Genomic DNA, 18,636 nt, shown 5'->3' on the forward strand with positions numbered 1-18,636 from the left:
TAGGCCATAACTGCCATTGACCGGGGCAATCGGCAGGGAACGCTGGGTTCTGCTGCCGTCACCGGCCTTCCGGGGCTCAGCCGTGGCCGGCCGCCACCACCGCCAGGGTCAGCCGCGAGATGCATACCAGCCGGCCCTGCTCATCTTCGATGCGGATCTCCCACAGCTGGGTGCTGCGGCCGACGTGCAGCGCGCGCGCGGTGCCGGTGACGGTGCCCGAGCGCACGGCGCGCACATGGTTGGCGTTGATTTCCAGGCCCACGCAGACCTGCTGCGCCGTATCCACGCACAGGTTGCCGGCGCTGCTGCCCAGGGTTTCGGCCAGCACCACCGACGCGCCGCCGTGCAGGATGCCGTAGGGCTGGCGGGTGCGCTCGTCCACCGGCATGGTGGCCTGCAGCCAGTCGTCACCGGCCGCGCTGAAGACAATGCCCAACGACGCGATCGCGGTGTTGCGGCTCAGCGCATTGAGCTGCTCGAGGGAAACGGCTTCGCGGAACACCTGGGTCATGCGGGCACCTTCAGAGGATGGGAACGAGGCCGGCACCGAATGCGGTCAGCATGCGGACCAGCAGCCACTTCGGGCCGACATTGACCTCGGGGAAGTCGCCCACGGCAACGTAGCAGCGGTGGAAGTCCGGGTCCTGCCGGGGCAGCGGCTGCGGGCAGTCCGGGCCGGGCTTGAACTCGTAGTCGGTGGCATAGCGCCACGGCCAGAAGTCGAGGATCGGCAGCGCTTCGGAGGCCTTGCCGACGCTGTAGTTCAGCCCGGACAGCACCGGCGGCTTGGCCCGCGGGGCCACCGTCCACGAATTCTGCGGGTGGGTGTCGCGCAGGATGCTCTCGGCCAGCTGCTCGGCGAAGGCCGGGTCATCGATGATGACCGCGCCTTCGGTGTTGTAGTTCTCGCTGCGCGGATCGAAGTTGTGGGTGCCGACCACGCCGATGCGGCGATCGACCACCAGCGACTTGGCATGCAGGCCCATGCGCGCGCCCTTGCGGGTGACCGGCAGCGGCTTGTTGACCGCCTTGCTGCCCAGGAACGAGGGCCGCGTCTCGGTGCGCAGCAGGCGGGTCTCGACCTCGCTGCCGGCCGCGCGGCGACGTTCGCGTGCGTTCTGGTACGCGCTGCCGGTGCGCGGATGGTTCACCGGCGCCTGCCTGGCAGGCGCCGCGGGCGCGTCGCGGCGGTCGCCGGCATTGCTGCCGGCGGCGCTGCCGCCGATCAGCGGGTTGCGTCCACCGTCGTCGTCGCCCCCGGGTGCGGCGATCGGATCAGGCAGCAGGTTGCGGTAGTCGACCGGGGCATCCAGCGGGAACGGCTTGTACTCGAAGATGTTGAAGCCCAGTTCGCGCATGTTGCGCCGCTTGTACTTGTACGACAGCGCATACACGATCGGGTTGTCGGTGGCCGCCAGGCTGTTGCTGGACACCACCACCCGCGGCGGCTGCGGTCGCTTGCGCAGCTCGCGGAACAGCGCCTGCGCCGGCTTGGACAGCACCAGGTACGGGGTCTGCAGGATCACTTCCTTCTGCGCGCCAGCGATCAGCGCATCCAGCTGCGGCTCGGTCACGTGCTGGCCGGCCAGTGGCGCATCGGCCTTCTGGCGCCGGTGCTTGCGTGGCAGGTCGGCGACATAGCGCACCGACGCCACCGGCAGCGCGGTATCGACGAACGCGCGGGTGACGAAGTCCATGTCGTTGGCCTCGGCACTGACCCGCTGCACCCGCTCGGGGCGGCGGAAGCTGGCCGGTGGCAGGGCCGGCACGCCTTCGCGCAGCAGGGTCCGGCCGACATCGTTCAGGCGCTCGGCCGGCACGCTACGCTGGGCACGCCAGAAGGCATCGAAGTTGGCTGCCATCGCACGCGCCTCGGGGCCGGCAATCAGCACGTCGCGGTCGCGGAAGTTGTACTCGCGGTCCCAGTCGTAATAGTCATCCTGGTAGTTGCGGCCTCCGACCACGCCGATCGCATCGTCGATCACCAGCAGCTTGTTGTGCATGCGCTGGTTGAAGCGGCGGAAGCAGCACAGCACGCTGCCGGCATAGTCGAAGTAGTTCAGCCGGGCCTTGCCGAAGGTCGGGTTGTAGACCCGCAGCTGGAAGTTCTGGTGGGCGCCGGACAGCGCGCCGAGGATCTGCAGGTCGGAGATCGCCGAGAGCTGGTCGATCAGCACCCGCACCTTCACCCCGCGCCGCGATGCGGCCAGCAGCTCGTCGATGACCAGCCGGGCGCTGTCGTCCTTGTCGAAGATGTAGGTCTGCAGGTCGATGCTGCGGGTGGCGCTGCGCAGCAGGTTCAGGCGCGCAACCAGGGCACCCTCGCCCTCGTCGAGCAGGGTGGCGTAGTGGCGCGGCTGCTGCGGGGTGGATTCGGTGAACGCCCGGCCGGCCAACGCGCGCAGCGGCGAGTCCTGAGCGCAGCGGTCGGCGCGCTGGCAGTCCACCTGGCTGGAGCGCGCCTGCACGGCGATCGCCTCGGCGCGATCGCGTTCGGCATGCGAGAGGGATGCACAACCGCTGCCCAGCAACACGGTTGCCAGCGCCAGTACACGCAGCAGGAGGTTCACGGTTTCGGCGCCTCGCTCAGGCGCGCACGCAATACGAAGGTCACTCGGTCACTCAAGGCAAGCTGCCAGCTGTCCATTCCATACCGGCCTCGCTGCACGGTACCGCGGCTGACGACATCGCAATCATAGCCGGGTCGGGCGCACTCCGCTTTCTCGACCCGCAGCGACTCGGGATGGCTGATGCCGCGCAGGGTCAGCCGGCCCTGGATGTCGCCGCCCTGCTCCACGGTCTCCGGCCAGTAGGGCAGCGAGTCGAACTCGACCACCGGATGGCGCCCGGCATCGAAGAACTCCTCGCCGCGCATCCAGCCGGTATAGCGCGCCTTGCCGGGGATCTCCACCGAGCGGGTGAACATCTTCAGGTGCACCTGGTGGCGGCCGTCGGACAGGATCTCGATGCGCCCCTCGAAGTGCGGGAACACGCCTTCGATGCGCTGGCCGAAGCGGGTCCGCACTTCGAAACCGATCCGCGAGCGCTGGGTATCCAGGCGCAATGGCCGGGGTGCTTCGGCCGACACCGCCGGCAACGGGGTCGGCGGGGGCGCCGCGGCCCAGGCCGGGCCGAGCGCCAGCAACGCGGGCAGCAGGAAGCGGCCGCGCCGCACCCGGCTCATCGGATCACGGCCACCAGAACGCGTTCAGGCTGGCCACGCCCGGTTCGATCGTGGCCTCGCGCGGGAAGCCCAGCACGGCGATGCCGGCCGGCGGCATGCCACGGTAGTCGCTGCTGGTGCCCTCGGTCATCAGCGCCACCAGGCGCTCCAGGCCCGGGTTGTGGCCGACGATCAGCACCCGATCGAGGTCGCGGCGCTCATCCACCAGTGCCGCCAGGGTGCCCGGGGTGGCCTCGTAGATGCGGTCTTCCAGGCGCTTTTCCACATACCCGATGGCGGCCAGCACCGCCTCGAGGGTCTCGCGCGTGCGCCGCGCCGGCGAGCACAGCACGCAGTCAGGCAACAGGTTGTTGTCCTTCAGCCACTTGCCGGCGGCCTCGGCTTCGGCCAGACCGACCGGCGACAACGGCCGGTCGAGGTCGGCCTGGCCGGGGGTGGCCGGTTCGGCATGGGCATGGCGCAGCAGGATCAATTCACGCATCGCGGGTTTCCATGAAAAAGAGGATGGAGACGTGCAGCCTTACAGCTTCAGCCAGGACAGCAGCGGCTCCCAGTCGGCCTGGTGCTCGCGCACCTGGGCCGAGCGGTAGTCGAACAGGCTGCGGCCCAGGCCGGTCATGACCACGTAGCTCTGGCTGTCACGCAGCTGCGCGACCACCGGGTACGGCCACTCGGCCAGCATCTGCAGCGCCTGCTGCGAGGTCTGGGTCCAGGGTTTGGTACGGTTGAGCACCAGCCCCACCGGCAGCTTGCGGCTGTGCACGCGCGGGTTCTGGGCCAGGCTGTTGAGGAAGCCGACGATGGCTTCGATATCCAGCGCCGAGGGCAGCACCGGCACCACCACGGCATCGGCCGCGTCCAGGAAATGGGGGATATCGTCGGCGAGCGCACCGGCCGGCGCATCAATGATGACGGTATCGGTACCGTCGGGCAGCTTCTGCGCCCACTGCTTCTTCCGATACACGTCGATGGGAAGCACCGCGCTCTCCAGCCCGGCACGCCGTTGCGCCCAGCGGGTGCTGGAGCCCTGCGGGTCGGCATCGGCGATCACCGTGGCCTTGCCCTGCAATGCCGCGTACGCGGCCAGGTGGGTGGCGACGGTGGTCTTGCCCACCCCGCCCTTGGAACCGGCCACCAGGATCGTCTTCATGCCAGCCTCGCTTCCGGGTACGTGCCCCGAGCGTACACCGGCGGTGGTGACGGGAGGTAGCACCGTGCTGAACCGGTGGCCATCGCCTTTGCTATCGTGGCGCCCCCGAAGGATCGAACCGCCATGAGCGAACTGCAGGACCTGAGCGCACTGATCCGCGCCAACACCCCCCTGATCGTGATCGAGACCCAGGACGAGGGTCGCATCGTCGAGCTGTTCCGGCAGACGCTGATGCATGTGTGGCGGGCCCTGCACCGCTGGTCCATCACCGAGGGCCTGCGCCGCATCGACCTGGACCGCGAGGACGCGGCGGTCGGCCCCCCCGATGCCAGCGCTGCGTTGCAGATGATCCGCCAGGCCGACCAGCGTGGCGTCTACCTGCTGCTCGATTTCCACCCCTACCTGGGCTATGCCAGCCACCAGCGCGCCCTGCGCGACCTGATCCAGCGCCGCCACAGCGAACCGCATGTGCTGGTGCTGATCGGCGCCAAGGTCGAACTGCCGGCCGAGCTGGAAGCGCTGGCGGTGCGCTTCAACCCGCGACTGCCCGATGCCAACGCGCTGCTGAAGATGCTGCGCGAAGAGGCCGACGCCTACGCCCGCGAGCACGGCGGCCGCCGCGTCGAGGTCGACAGCGAGGCAGTGAAGAAGATCCTGAAGAACCTGCAGGGCCTGAGCCTGGTCGATGCCCGCCGCATCGCACGCCAGTTGATCTACGCCGACGGTGCGCTGCGCGATGACGACCTGCCGCAGCTGGCGCGGCTGAAGTTCGAGCTGCTCAACCGCAGCGGCCACCTGTTCTTCGAGCATGACAGCGCGCGCTTCGGTGACGTGGCCGGCGCCAACCGGCTCAAGCGCTGGATCAACCAGCGCCGGGTGGCCTTCATCGCCGGTTCGGCACCGGCCGGCCTGGACCCGCCGCGCGGCATGCTGCTGCTGGGCGTGCAGGGCTGCGGCAAATCGATGCTGGCCAAGGCCACGGCCGCCGGCTTCGGCGTCCCGCTGCTGCGCCTGGACGTGGGCGCGCTCTATAACAAGTACCACGGCGAGACCGAGGCCAACCTGCGCCAGGCCTTGGCCTCGGCCGAGCAGCTGGCGCCCTGCGTGTTGTGGATGGACGAGATCGAGAAGGGCCTGGCCAGCGGTGGCGAGGACGGCGGCGTGTCGCGCCGCGTGCTCGGTTACCTGCTGACCTGGATGGCCGAGCGCAAGGCGCCGGTGTTCATCGTCGCCACTGCCAACCAGGTGCACGAGCTGCCGGCCGAGCTGCTGCGCAAGGGCCGTTTCGACGAGATCTTCTTCGTCGACCTGCCCACGCCTGAGGTGCGTGTGGAGCTGCTGCGGCTGCACCTGGGCCGGCGCCAGCTCAATGGTGACGACTTCGCGCTGCCGGCGCTGGCGGCCGCGGCGAATGGCTTCTCCGGCGCGGAGATCGAGCAGGCGATCGTGGCCGGGCTGTATGCAGCGCATGCGGAAGGCCGGCCGCTGGACACCGAGCTGCTGATGAACGAGATCCGCGCGACCCGACCGTTGTCGGTGCTGATGGCCGAGCAGGTCGAGGCCCTGCGGGCATGGGCGTCGGGGCGGACGGTTTCCGCGGACGATTAAAGTGGAAGCGCAAAAACAAAAGCGCTTGGCTGGCCGCTCTTGAGCGCATGGGGTCAGATCCGTTTTCCTCTGGGAAACGGATCTGACCCCAGTTCGATTTCTATCCCGGGCAGATCGCATCCACGCATGGCGTGGATCGACCGTGCCGACCAAGGTCGACACCTACCAACAGACGCTGGAACCTGTCGGAGGCGGGGTACTGTGGGTTTGCGGGGTGTGAGCCGCATGGATGCGGCGACCAAGCCCCATGGATGGGTTTACGGCGGCCCCGCAAACCCACAGTGCCCCGCCATCCCTCAGGAAACCCACTTTGGCTTTGGCTTTGGCTTTGGCTCCAGCCCTTGCCTCTACGGGTGCCGGGTGCAACCCGGCCGCCCCCTACCCTCAGGGCCAGGCCGGCGGGGCAGCCGCCCACGCCTGCTGCACTTCCGCCAGCGAGGCGCGCTCGTCGTCACGCCACAACGGCAGCAACTGCGCATAGCGGCTGCTGTCGCTCCATTGCGCCGGCTCGGTGCGCACCGCCGCGGCATACCACTGCACCGCCTCCTGCTTCTGCCCGGCCCGCCACAACGCCAGCGCATAGGTGGGCGGCAACCAGGCCGGCTTGCTCAGTGAACCACCGGCGGCGGCCTGCCATTGCTCCAGGGCGGCCTCGGCCTTGCCCTGGCGCAGCAGGTCCCAGCCGTAATTCCAGCGCACGCCGCGGCCCAGGCTGCCCTGCACCGGCGCATCCTTCAGTGCCTCGCGATACAGCTGTTCCCCCAGTTCGGTGCGGCCCTGGGCGATGGCCACCGACGCCAGCTGGACGGTGGCTTCGACCGTACGCCGGCCGCGTTCGCGCTGTTTCAGCAGCTGCGCCACCAGCGCATCACCTTCGGCCTGGACCACGACCATCGGCGCGGCGGCCGCATCGCTGTCGAAGTAGAACTCCTGTGGTGCCGGCACGACCGGCGCGGCCCACACCGGGGCCGTTCCCGAGACCAGCAGCATGCTGCCCAGGATCTTTCCTGCAACTGACATCCCATCTCCCCAGACCGCAACTGCAGCCTCCCTCTCTCTCCCCGATCCTAACCGCAGCATGGCTGCGGGCGCGAGTGCCGGGGCGGCCGGAGCCTCGCTGCTACAATTCGCGCCTTTCCCGCCGCGTGCCCGCACGCGGCCGGTGCCAGCCGATCCTACCGGGCCAGCCATGACCAGTACCGCGCAACTCACTTCGCCCTCTTCCGCCGACCTGATCGACCGTGACTACACGCTCGACCACAAGTACACCCGCAACGAGGGGCGGATCTACCTGAGTGGCGTACAGGCGCTGGTACGGCTGCCCTTGATGCAGCGCCTGCGCGATGCCGCCGAAGGCATCGACAGTGCCGGCTTCGTCAGCGGCTACCGCGGCAGCCCGCTGGGCGGCTTCGATCTGGAGCTGTGGCGGGCGCGCAAGCACCTGGAAGCCGCCCGGGTGAAGTTCACCCCGGGCCTGAACGAGGACCTGGGCGCCACCATGGTGTGGGGCACCCAGCAGACCAACCTGTTCCCCGGCGCCAACGTGCAGGGCGTGTTTGGCATGTGGTACGGCAAGGGTCCGGGCGTGGACCGCTGCGGCGACGTGTTCAAGCACGCCAATGCCGCCGGCACCTCGCGCTACGGCGGCGTGCTGGCGCTGGCCGCCGATGACCATGCATGCCGTAGTTCGACCCTGCCACATGGCAGCGAGGACGAGTTCGTCAGCGCGATGATGCCGGTGCTGAACCCGGCCGGCGTGCAGGACATCCTGGACATGGGCCTGCTGGGCTGGGCGATGAGCCGCTACACCGGGCGCTGGGTCGGCTTCAAGACCATCGCCGAGACGGTCGAATCGTCGGCCTCGGTCGAGGTCGACCCGATGGCGCGCCGCATCGTGCTGCCGGAAGACTTCGAAATGCCCTCGGGCGGCCTCAACATCCGCTGGCCGGACCCGCCGCTGGACCAGGAAATGCGCCTGCACCGCTATGCGGTGAAGGCGGCACAGGCGTTCGCCCGCGCCAACGGCATCGACAGGGTGGTGATGGATGCGCCGCGCGCGCGGCTGGGCATCGTCACCACCGGCAAGAGCTACCTGGACGTGCTGCAGGCGCTGGAATACCTGGGCCTGGACGAAGCCGCGTGCGCCGACATCGGCATCCGCGTGTACAAGGTCGGCATGACCTGGCCGCTGGAGCCGCAGGGCATCGCGCGCTTCGCGCAGGGCCTGGAAGACATCATCGTGGTGGAGGAGAAGCGTGCCTTCATCGAGCGCCAGATGAAGGAACAGTTTTTCAATTGGCCGGCCAGCTGGGGCCAGCGCCCGTCCATCGTCGGCAAGTACGACGAGAGCGGCGAATGGATCCTGCCGTCCACCGGTGAACTGACCCCGGCCACCATCGCCGGCGTGATCGGCCGCCGCATCCAGAAGTTCTTCAACAACGAGTCGATCGAGCAGCGCCTGCAGTGGATGCAGGAGAAGGAAGCCGAGCTGGCGTTGCCGCGCGCCAGCTTCCCGCGCGTGCCGCATTACTGCTCGGGCTGCCCGCACAACACGTCCACCAACGTGCCGGAAGGCTCGCGTGCGCTGGCCGGCATCGGTTGCCATTACATGGTGACCTGGATGGACCGCAGCACCGATACCTTCACCCACATGGGCGGCGAAGGCGTGACCTGGGCCGGGCAGGCGCCGTTCACCGATACCCCCCACGTGTTCCAGAACCTCGGCGACGGCACCTACTTCCACAGTGGTTCGCTGGCGATCCGGCAGGCGGTCGCCGCCGGCGTCAACATCACTTACAAGATCCTCTACAACGATGCCGTGGCGATGACCGGCGGCCAGCCGGTGGACGGCCCGCTGAGCGTGCCGGACATCGCCAGGCAGATGCGCGCCGAAGGCATCCACACCATCGTGGTGCTGTCGGACAACATCGGCAAGTGGACCGCCCAGCGCGAGCACTTCCCCAGCGATGTCGAGTTCCACGACCGCAGCGAACTGGATGAGGTGCAGAAGCGCCTGCGCGAAGTGAAGGGTGTTTCGATCCTGATCTACGAACAGACCTGTGCCACCGAGAAGCGCCGTCGCCGCAAGCGCGGCAAGCTGGAAGATCCACAGAAGCGGGTGATGATCAACTCGCTGGTCTGCGAAGGTTGCGGCGACTGCGGCAAGAAGAGCTTCTGCGTGTCGGTGCTGCCGAAGGAAACCGAGTTCGGGCGCAAGCGCGAGATCGACCAGTCCAACTGCAACAAGGACTATTCCTGCGTGAACGGGTTCTGCCCGAGCTTCGTCACCGTGCACGGCGGCCAGCCGCGCAAGGGCAGCAAGCGCGATGCCTCCACCCTGCTGGACAATCTGCCGGCACCAACCATCCGCGGCACGCTGGAACAGCCCTGGAACATCCTGATCACCGGCGTCGGCGGTACCGGCGTGGTGACCATCGGTGCGCTGCTGGGCATGGCCGGCCACCTGGAAGGCAAGGGCGCGACCGTGCTCGACCAGACCGGCCTGGCGCAGAAGGGCGGTGCGGTGACCACGCACATCCGCATTGCACGCCGCCCGGACGACATCCACGCCGTGCGCATCGCCGCCGGTGAGGCCGACCTGGTGCTGGGCTGCGACATGGTGGTGGTGAACGACTACTGGGCATTGTCGAAGGTACGTGCCGGCCGTTCGCAGGTCGTGCTGAACACCTACGAAGCCATGCCCGGCACCTTCACAACGCGCCCGGACATGCAGTTCCCGGCCGCCGACATCATCGCCGGCGTGCGCGTGGCACTGGGCGGCCAGGAGCCGCTGCTGCTGGATGCCACCCAGCTGGCCACCGCCCTGCTGGGCGATGCCATCGCCGCCAACCTGTTCATCCTCGGCTACGCGTGGCAGCAGGGCCTGGTGCCGCTGTCGTTCGAATCGCTGATGCGCGCCATCGAACTCAACGGTGCCGCCGTGGCGATGAACCAGCAGGCCTTTGCCTGGGGCCGCCTGGCCGTGGTCGACCCGCAGGCGGTGCAGCAGGCCGCCGGCCTGGTGCGCAACCGCCACACCGACACCGAATCCACCCTGGGCCCGCTGCATCCGCTGCCGCCGGGCGAGTGGGAAGGCAATGAATGGGGTGCGACCGCGGCACCGCGCAACACCGGTGACGAACGCGAACTGCGCGGCCTGCCTGCGCACGGCGGGGACGTGGCGTTCCTGCCGCTGGACGACGCACGCTTGTCGCGCTCGCTGGATGAAATGATCGAGCGCCGCGCCGCGTTCCTGGTCGAATACCAGGACGCGGCCTACGCCAACCGCTACCGCAGCCTGGTCGAGCGCGTGCGCCGCGCCGAAGCCGATCGCATCGGCGGCTCCACCGCGCTGACCGAGACCGTGGCCCGCTATCTGTTCAAGCTGATGGCATACAAGGACGAGTACGAGGTGGCCCGCCTGTACACCAGCGGCGACTTCCAGCGCCGCCTGCAGCAGCAGTTCGAGGGTGACTACCAGCTGCGCTTCCACCTGGCACCGCCGCTGTTTGCGAAGAAGGACGAGCAGGGCCGGCTGTTGAAGAAGGAATACGGGCCGTGGATGTTCAAGGCCTTCGGCCTGCTGGCCAGGTTGAAGTTCCTGCGTGGCGGTCGCTTCGATGTGTTCGGCCGCACGGCCGAGCGCCGCATGGAACGCACGCTGATCACCGACTACGAGGCCACCGTGCAGGTGCTGCTGGATGGCCTGGACGATGATCGCCTGGCACTGGCGGTGGAGATCGCCAGCATTCCCGAGCACATCCGCGGCTTCGGCCACGTCAAGGAAGCGCATTTCGAACAGGCCAAGGCGCGCGAAGCGGTTCTGCTGGCTCAGTGGCGCAACCCGAAGGCGCTGCACATCGTGCAGGTGGCGTAAGGCCACGGAACAGGTAATGCCGGCCGCTGGCCGGCATCCATCCTGGCAATCGGTGCCGGCCAGCGGCCGGCACTACCGGCGGTTCAGCCCAGCCGCCACAGCAGCAACCGGTTGTTGGCCGGCATCGCGACATCCCCCAGCCGGGTGAATCCGTTGTCGGCCGCCAGCGCCTGCACCGCCTCGCTGTCGCGGATGCCGCTGCGCGGATCCCGCGCCTTCAGCCAGGCGTCGAACTGCGCGTTGCTGTCGCTGGTGTAGCGACCGCCGTAGTTGAACGGGCCATACACCGCCAGCAGCGCGCCGTGGCGCAGTACCGCAGGCAGTGCGGCGAACAGTGCCTGCACGTGCGCCCAGCTCATGATGTGCAGGGTGTTGGCGCTGAATGCGGCGTCGAACATGCTGCCTTCCGGCAGGCTCAGGCCGTTCGCCGGCGGCAGCTCCACCTGCAGTGCCACCGGCGGCAGCAGGTTCAGCAGCGCCGCTTCCGCGCGCCAGGCCTCGATGCCGGGCAGATGGTCCGGATGGTCGGTGGGCTGCCAGCGCAGCCAGGGCCAACGCTCGGCGAAGAACGCCGCGTGCTGGCCGGTGCCACTGCCGATTTCCAGCAGCCGATGACGGTCGCCCATCCACGGGTCGAGCGCGGCGGCGATCGGTTCGCGGTTGCGCTCGCAGGCTGCTGAATACGGCTTGCTCGACATCAGGACGGTGTCCAGGCGGGGTCGGCCCCATTGTGCACGAGGGGGGGTTGCTCGGCAGGGCTTGCAGCCCTGCACCCGCAGGAGCAACGGCAAAGGCCGAAGCAACGTCAAAAGCGGACTTCCTGTGGGTTGGCGGGGCGGATCCGGTTGCGGGGGACGCCGTGAATCCGTCCATGGAGGCTCGGTCGCGCCATCCATGGCGCTCACGCCCCCGCAACCGGACCCACCCCGCCTTCGACAGTTTTCTGCGATCTGTCGGGACATCATGGGGTCAGATCCGTTTTCCGCAGGAAAACGGATCTGACCCCGGTTCTATTTCGATATCTGACAGATGTGTCGACCAAGGTCGACACCTACCAACAGCCGAGGAAATCTGTCAGAGGCGGGGCGGTGTGGGTGGGCAGGACCGTTGGCGCCATGGATGGCGCCATCGAGCCCCCAGGGGTGAGGGCGCTTTGCTTGCGAAGCACTGCTTCGCAAGCGCCCGAACGCACAGCCGCCAGCGGCTGGGCCGGTCTGGGGGTTTACGGCGTGTCCTGCCCACCCATACCGCCCCGCCATCCCACGGAATGCCGCTCTGGCTTTGGCCGTTGCCTTTGCCGCTGCATTGAGCAGGTGCAGGGCGCAGCCCTGCCGAAACCCTCCCAACCATGACTGCAGTCACTTGCCCGGTGGCGCCGCGCTGGCGAAAGTCGAGGAGTTGACGTGATCGGTCCGGCCCGTTGCCAACCGCACGCAAGCGAGAGAGAGAAACGCTGTGCAACGACGTGAGTTCCTGGCTTTTTCCGGTCTGGGCCTGGCGGGCCTGCTGCTGCCGCATTCCCGTGCCATCGCCGCCGAGCAACTGCTCGCCCCGGTCGACCCCCTCCAGCGCCGACGCCTGGCGGACGTTGCGCTGGCGACCGCACGCACGGCCAAGGCCAGCTACTGCGATGTGCGCATCGGCCGCTACCTCAACCAGTCGGTCATCACCCGCGAGCACCAGGTCGGCAATGTGACCAACCGCGAATCGTCCGGCGTGGGCGTGCGGGTGATCGTCAACGGGGCCTGGGGCTTCGCCGCCACCCACCAGCAGACCGAGGCCGCGGTCCGCGCGGCGGTGGAGCAGGCCGCCGCGATCGCCCGCGCCAACGCCAGCATCCAGACCCGGCCGGTGCAGCTGGCGCCGACGCCGCCGGTCGGGGAGGTGCGCTGGCAGACCCCGATCCGCAGGAACGCGATGGCGGTGCCGATCCAGGACAAGGTCGAGCTGCTGCTAGCACTCAATGCGGCCGCGCTGAATGCGGGCGCCGACTACATCAATTCCACCCTGTTCCTGGTCAACGAACAGAAATACTTCGCCTCCAGCGACGGTTCGTTCATCGACCAGGACATCCACCGCATCTGGTTGCCGTTCACCGCCACCGCCATCGACAAGGCCAGCGGCAAGTTCCGCACCCGCGCCGGGCTGTCGTCGCCGATGGGCATGGGCTACGAGTTCCTCGATGGCGATGCGCGCGGCAAGGTGCAGCTGCCCGGTGGCATCACCGCCTACCGCGATTCCTACGACCCGGTCGAGGATGCCATTGCGGCCGCGCGCCACGCGCGCGAGAAACTGAAGGCGCCGTCGGTGAAGCCCGGCAAGTACGACCTGGTGCTGGACCCGTCCAACCTGTTCCTGACCATCCACGAGAACGTCGGCCACCCACTGGAGCTGGACCGCGTGCTCGGTTACGAAGCCAACTACGCCGGCACCAGCTTCGCCACGCTGGACAAGCGCGACGCCGGCTTCCGCTGGGGCAGCGACATCGTCACCTTCTTCGCCGACAAGACCCAGCCGGGCAGCCTCGGTGCGGTCGGCTACGACGACGAGGGCGTCAAGACCCAGCGCTGGGACCTGGTGCGCGACGGCATCCTGGTCGATTACCAGGCCACCCGCGATGAAGCCCACATCCTCGGCCGCGATGCCTCGCACGGCTGCAGCTATGCCGATTCCTGGTCCAGCGTGCAGTTCCAGCGCATGGCCAATGTCTCGCTGGCGCCGGGCAAACAGCCGCTCAGCGTCGAGGACATGATCAAGGACGTGGAGAACGGCATCTACATCCATGGCCGCGGGTCGTATTCGATCGACCAGCAGCGCTACAACGCGCAGTTCGGCGGCCAGCTGTACTACCAGATCAAGGACGGAAAGATCGCCGGCATGGTCGAGGACGCGGCCTACCAGATCCGCACGCCGGAATTCTGGAATGCCTGCACTGCCATCTGCGACGAGCGGGATTTCCGCCTGGGCGGTTCGTTCTTCGATGGCAAGGGCCAGCCCGGCCAGGTCTCGGCGGTCTCGCACGGTTCGTCCACCACCCGCTTCAACGGCATCAACATCATCAACACCGCGCGCAGTCTCGGCGCTTGAGCCACCCATCCTTCGACATGGAGAGCAGCCTTGCAAAGACGTGACTTCCTGGCCCTGACCGGGCTTACCGCGGGCGGGCTGATCGTGCCCTCCTTCTTCGGCAAGGTGATCGCCGCCGAGCAGCTGCAATCCAGCCTCGACCCGGCGCTGAAGAAGCGCCTGGCCGACGCTGCGCTGCAGGCGGCGCGCAGCGCCGGTGCCACCTACTGCGACGTGCGCATCGGCCGCTACCTGCGACAGTTCGTGATCACCCGCGAGGACAAGGTGCAGAACGTGGTGAACACCGAGTCCACCGGCGTGGGCATCCGCGTGATCGTCAACGGTGCCTGGGGTTTTGCCGCCACCAACGCGCTGGGTACCGCCGATGTGGCCCGGGCCGCGCAGCAGGCCGCGGCGATCGCCAAGGCCAATGCCGGCGTGCAGACCGCGCCGGTGCAGCTGGCCAAGGCGCCGGGCGTTGGTGAAGTCAGCTGGCGCACGCCGATCCGCAAGAATGCGATGGAGGTGCCGATCAAGGACAAGGTCGGGCTGCTGCTGGACGTCAACGCCGCCGCAATGGGCGCTGGCGCCAGCTTCGTCAATTCGATGCTGTTCCTGGTCAACGAGCAGAAGTACTTCGCTTCCACCGATGGTTCCTACATCGACCAGGACGTGCACCGCATCTGGGCGCCGATGACGGTCACTGCCATCGACAAGGCCAGCGGCAAGTTCCGCACCCGTTCGGGCCTGTCCTCGCCGATGGGCCTGGGCTACGAGTACCTGGACGGCGCCACCGCCGGCAAGGTGGTCAGCCCCAATGGCGTGGTCAACTACAGTTCTTCCTACGACATGAAGGAAGACGCCATCGCCGCCGCCCGGCAGGCGCAGGAAAAGCTGAAGGCACCGTCGGTGAAGCCGGGCAAGTACGACCTGGTGCTCGACCCGTCGCACACCTGGCTGACCATCCACGAATCGATCGGCCACCCGCTGGAACTGGACCGCGTGCTCGGCTACGAAGCCAACTACGCCGGTACCAGCTTCGCCACGCTGGACAAGCGCGAACAGCATTTCCAGTACGGCAGCGAGCTGGTCAACATCTTCGCCGACAAAACGCAGCCGGGCAGCCTCGGCGCGGTGGCGTACGACGATGAAGGCGTGAAGTGCAAGCGCTGGGACCTGATCAGCAACGGCAAGCTGGTGGACTACCAGACCATCCGCGACCAGGCCCACATCCTCGGCAAGACCGAGTCCGACGGCTGCTGCTATGCCGACTCGTGGTCCAGCGTGCAGTTCCAGCGCATGGCCAACGTGTCGATGGCACCGGGCAAGAAGCCATTGAGCGTGCCGGACCTGATCAAGGACGTGGAGAACGGCATCTACATCATCGGTGATGGCTCGTTCTCGATCGACCAGCAGCGCTACAACGCGCAGTTCGGTGGCCAGCTGTTCTACGAGATCAAGAACGGCCAGATCACCCGCATGCTGGAAGACGTGGCCTACCAGATCCGCACGCCGGAGTTCTGGAACGCCTGCACCGCCGTGGCCGACGAACGGGACTACCGCCTGGGCGGTTCGTTCTTCGACGGCAAGGGCCAGCCGGGCCAGGTCTCGGCGGTCTCGCACGGTTCGTCCACCGCGCGCTTCAACGGCATCAACGTCATCAACACCGCACGCAGCCTCGGCTGACCGGTCAGGAGCCCTTACACCATGAGTATCTTCACCGAAGCCCAGGCCAAGGCCATCCTCGACAAGGTCATCGCCCTGTCCAAGGCCGACGAATGCACCGCCGTGCTGGCCGGCGCGATCGACGGCAACATCCGTTTCGCATTGAACAACGTTTCCACCAGCGGCATCGTCGACAACACCGAACTGGCAGTCACCGTTGCGTTCGGCAAGCGCGTCGGCACGGCCTCGATCAACGAGTTCGACGATGCCGCGCTGGAACGCGTGGTGCGCCGTGCCGAAGACCTGGCCCGCCTGGCCCCGGAGAACCCGGAGTTCATGCCAGCCATCGGCAAGCAGAGCTACCGCGCCAGCCCCACCTTCAGCGAATCCACTGCCGCGATCGATCCGGCCTTCCGTGCCAAGGTTGCCGCAGATTCGATCGCGCCGTGCCGTGGCCATGGCCTGATCGCCGCCGGCTTCCTCGAAGACGGCCAGGGTTTCCAGGCCACCGCCAACAGCAACGGCAACTTCGCCTACCAGCGCACCACCAACTTCAATTACACCTGCACCGTGCGCACCGAGGATGGCCGTGGTTCGGGCTGGGTGGGCCGCAACCTGAAGGACGCCGCCGACTTCAAGGCCGACCAGGACATCCGCATCGCCATGCGCAAGGCCACCGAATCGGCCGAAGCCAAGGCGCTGGAACCGGGCAAGTACACGGTAATCCTGGAGCCGGCCGCAGCGGCGGGCCTGATCAGCTTCATGATGAACTTCTTCAGTGCACGCTCGGCCGATGAAGGCCGCAGCTTCCTGTCGAAGAAGGGCGGTGGCAACAAGCTGGGCGAGCAGGTCTACGACCCGCGCGTGACCATGATCGCCGACCCGTGGCATCCGGAGGCGCCGGTGCTGCCGTGGGACAACGAGGGCCTGCCGCGCGAGCGCATGGCGATCATCGAGAACGGCAGGATCGCCAACCTGGACTACTCGCGCTTCTGGGCGCAGAAGCAGGGCAAGACCGCCAAGGCCTCGCCGGGCAACCTGCTGATGAGCGGCGGCGACAAGAGCACCGCCGAACTGGTGCGTGGCACCCAGAAGGGCATCCTGGTCACCCGTACCTGGTACATCCGCATGGTCGATCCGCAGACCGTGCTGCTGACCGGCCTGACCCGCGACGGCACCTTCTACATCGAGAACGGCCAGATCAAGTACCCGGTGAAGAACTTCCGCTTCAACGAGTCGCCGGTGATCATGCTCAACAACATCGAGGAGCTGGGCAAGCCGGTGCGCGTGGCCGGTGATGAATCCAGCTTCGTGATGATGATCCCGCCGATGAAGCTGCGCGATTTCACCTTCACCTCGCTGTCCGACGCGGTCTGATGGATCGCCGGGCCTGCCTGCGCTGGTTGGCCGCTGCCGCTTCGGCGGTGGCGTTGCCGGCCTGGGCGCAGGCGGGCCCGCGCAGTTCGCGCTACGACTTCTGGTTCACCCGCCTGCAGTACGACTCCGGCGACTGGGACGTCGACGCGCGCATGCCGTCCAACCTGATCACCTCGCTGATCGACTACACCGCGCTACGCGTGGACCCGCAGGAACACGTGGTGGCGCTGGCCGACCCGCGCATGCTGGAGGCGCCGTTCTGCTACCTGGCCGGGCACACGCTGGTGGAATTCAACGCCGCCGAACGGCAGAACTTCGTGCGCTACGTGCGCAATGGCGGCTTCGTCTTCGTCGACGACTGCAACCATGACATCGATGGCCTGTTCGCCACGTCGTTCGAAGCACAGATGGGTCGCCTGTTCGGACCGAAGGCACTGCAGAAGCTGCCCAACAGCCACGCGCTGTACCGCAGCTTCTTCCGCTTCCCGGAGGGCCCGCCTGCCACCAGCTTTGAGCTCAACGGCTGGGGCGACGACCTGGTGCACGACTACCTGAAGGGCATCGAGGTCGACGGACGCCTGGGCCTGCTCTACAGCAACAAGGACTACGGCTGCGAGTGGGACTACGACTGGCGCAACAAGCGCTTCCTGGCCGAGGACAACACCCGCTTCGGCGTCAACATCGTGATGTACGCGTTGAACCATTGACAGGACCTGCACGCCCATGACCTCCCCCGACCTCGATTCCCTGTTGCCGCGCCTGGATGCACTGCGCGCCGCGCTCGCACGCGCGGTGGTGGGCCAGCACACCGTGGTCGAGCAGCTGCTGATCGGCCTGCTGGCCGGCGGCCACTGCCTGCTGGAAGGTGCGCCCGGGCTCGGCAAGACCCTGCTGGTGCGCTCACTGGGCCAGGCACTGGAGCTGCAGTTCCGGCGCGTGCAGTTCACCCCGGACCTGATGCCCAGCGACATCCTCGGCACCGAGCTGCTGGAAGAAGACCACGGCACCGGCCATCGCCATTTCCGCTTCCAGCAGGGCCCGATCTTCACCCACCTGCTGCTGGCCGACGAGCTCAACCGCACCCCGCCCAAGACCCAGGCCGCTCTGCTGGAAGCGATGCAGGAACGCACGGTCAGCTACGCCGGTACCACCTACGCGCTGCCCGCGCCGTTCTTCGTGCTGGCCACGCAGAACCCGATCGAGCAGGCCGGCACCTACCCGCTGCCGGAAGCGCAGCTGGACCGCTTCCTGCTGCACGTGCTGGTCGATTACCCCAGCGAGGACGAGGAGCGGCGGATCCTGGAACAGACCACCGGTGGCACCACCGACGCGGTGCCGAAGGTGATGGATGCCGAGGCGGTGATCGCCCTGCAGGCGGCCGTGCGGCAGGTGCATGTCAGCCCCGACGTGCTGGCCTGGATCACCCGGCTGGTGCGCGCCAGCCGGCCCGGCGAAGGCGCACCGGCGGCGATCAACCAGTGGGTCAAGTGGGGCGCCGGTCCGCGCGCGGGACAGTCGCTGGTGCTCGCGGCCAAAGCGCGCGCACTGCTGCAGGGCCGCTTCGCCGCCACCCGCGAGGATGTGCAGGCGCTGGCCGCGCCGGTGATGCGCCATCGCCTGCTGCTGTCCTTTGCCGCCGAGGCCGAGCAGAAGCGTGCCGACGACGTGGTCGCCGCGCTGCTGCAGGCCGTGCCGTTCCCGGGTTGAGCC

14 protein-coding genes are annotated in these 18,636 nt (G+C 67.8%); 7 read left to right on the forward strand and 7 right to left on the reverse strand.

What is annotated here, in order from left to right; translation table 11 throughout:
- Positions 1-76: 76 nt before the first annotated feature.
- Genes AC5P9I_RS18430 through AC5P9I_RS18450 form a run of 5 tightly spaced genes read right to left on the reverse strand, consistent with a single transcriptional unit; the run spans position 77 to position 4,334 of the window.
- A complete protein-coding gene (locus AC5P9I_RS18430) occupies positions 77-511 on the reverse strand; it encodes a hotdog fold thioesterase (RefSeq protein ID WP_049466272.1) in 435 nt (144 codons plus the stop codon).
- Between the two features lie 10 nt (positions 512-521).
- A complete protein-coding gene (locus AC5P9I_RS18435; RefSeq protein ID WP_049466270.1) occupies positions 522-2,570 on the reverse strand; it encodes a phospholipase D family protein in 2,049 nt (682 codons plus the stop codon).
- Positions 2,567-3,184: a YceI family protein gene (locus tag AC5P9I_RS18440; RefSeq protein WP_049466268.1), complete on the reverse strand. Its 618-nt coding sequence runs from the start codon at positions 3,182-3,184 to the stop codon at positions 2,567-2,569. Before AC5P9I_RS18440 ends, AC5P9I_RS18435 begins: the two co-directional genes overlap by 4 nt.
- Positions 3,185-3,188: 4 nt before the next feature.
- Complete coding sequence (locus AC5P9I_RS18445) at positions 3,189-3,665, reverse strand: SixA phosphatase family protein (protein ID WP_049466266.1); 477 nt, start codon at positions 3,663-3,665, stop codon at positions 3,189-3,191.
- 39 nt (positions 3,666-3,704) lie between these two features.
- On the reverse strand, positions 3,705-4,334 hold the full coding sequence (locus AC5P9I_RS18450; protein WP_005420986.1) for a nucleotide-binding protein: 630 nt from the start codon (positions 4,332-4,334) through the stop codon (positions 3,705-3,707).
- A gap of 123 nt (positions 4,335-4,457) precedes the next feature.
- Here AC5P9I_RS18450 and AC5P9I_RS18455 point away from each other — a divergent pair, with 123 nt between their 5' ends.
- On the forward strand, positions 4,458-5,942 hold the full coding sequence (locus tag AC5P9I_RS18455) for an AAA family ATPase (RefSeq protein WP_049466262.1): 1,485 nt from the start codon (positions 4,458-4,460) through the stop codon (positions 5,940-5,942).
- A gap of 384 nt (positions 5,943-6,326) precedes the next feature.
- Here the strand turns inward: AC5P9I_RS18455 and AC5P9I_RS18460 are convergent, their stop codons facing one another.
- Positions 6,327-6,962 (reverse strand): tetratricopeptide repeat protein, encoded by a 636-nt coding sequence (locus AC5P9I_RS18460; protein ID WP_049466260.1) that lies wholly within the window; start codon positions 6,960-6,962, stop codon positions 6,327-6,329.
- Positions 6,963-7,131: 169 nt separating this feature from the next.
- Here AC5P9I_RS18460 and AC5P9I_RS18465 point away from each other — a divergent pair, with 169 nt between their 5' ends.
- Positions 7,132-10,818, forward strand: coding sequence for an indolepyruvate ferredoxin oxidoreductase family protein (locus AC5P9I_RS18465; protein WP_495217384.1), 3,687 nt, complete (start codon positions 7,132-7,134; stop codon positions 10,816-10,818).
- 83 nt (positions 10,819-10,901) lie between these two features.
- Here the strand turns inward: AC5P9I_RS18465 and AC5P9I_RS18470 are convergent, their stop codons facing one another.
- Positions 10,902-11,516 carry a DUF938 domain-containing protein gene (locus AC5P9I_RS18470; RefSeq protein ID WP_057493703.1) on the reverse strand — a complete coding sequence of 205 codons (615 nt, stop codon included), beginning with the start codon at positions 11,514-11,516 and terminating at the stop codon, positions 10,902-10,904.
- Positions 11,517-12,273: 757 nt separating this feature from the next.
- On the opposite strand from AC5P9I_RS18470, the gene AC5P9I_RS18475 reads away from it, so the two are divergent.
- Genes AC5P9I_RS18475 through AC5P9I_RS18495 form a run of 5 tightly spaced genes read left to right on the forward strand, consistent with a single transcriptional unit; the run spans position 12,274 to position 18,633 of the window.
- Entirely contained in the window at positions 12,274-13,905 is a 1,632-nt protein-coding gene (locus tag AC5P9I_RS18475) for a TldD/PmbA family protein (protein ID WP_064237382.1), read from the forward strand.
- Between the two features lie 30 nt (positions 13,906-13,935).
- On the forward strand, positions 13,936-15,570 hold the full coding sequence (locus tag AC5P9I_RS18480) for a TldD/PmbA family protein (RefSeq protein WP_130768347.1): 1,635 nt from the start codon (positions 13,936-13,938) through the stop codon (positions 15,568-15,570).
- 21 nt (positions 15,571-15,591) lie between these two features.
- A complete protein-coding gene (locus AC5P9I_RS18485; RefSeq protein ID WP_049470455.1) occupies positions 15,592-16,926 on the forward strand; it encodes a TldD/PmbA family protein in 1,335 nt (444 codons plus the stop codon).
- Entirely contained in the window at positions 16,926-17,633 is a 708-nt protein-coding gene (locus AC5P9I_RS18490) for a DUF4159 domain-containing protein (RefSeq protein WP_495229815.1), read from the forward strand. Before AC5P9I_RS18485 ends, AC5P9I_RS18490 begins: the two co-directional genes overlap by 1 nt.
- 16 nt (positions 17,634-17,649) lie before the next feature.
- Positions 17,650-18,633, forward strand: coding sequence for an AAA family ATPase (locus AC5P9I_RS18495; RefSeq protein WP_057493706.1), 984 nt, complete (start codon positions 17,650-17,652; stop codon positions 18,631-18,633).
- Positions 18,634-18,636 lie beyond the last annotated feature (3 nt).

It is taken from the genome of Stenotrophomonas sp. YJH_SMC_29, from assembly GCF_059371235.1.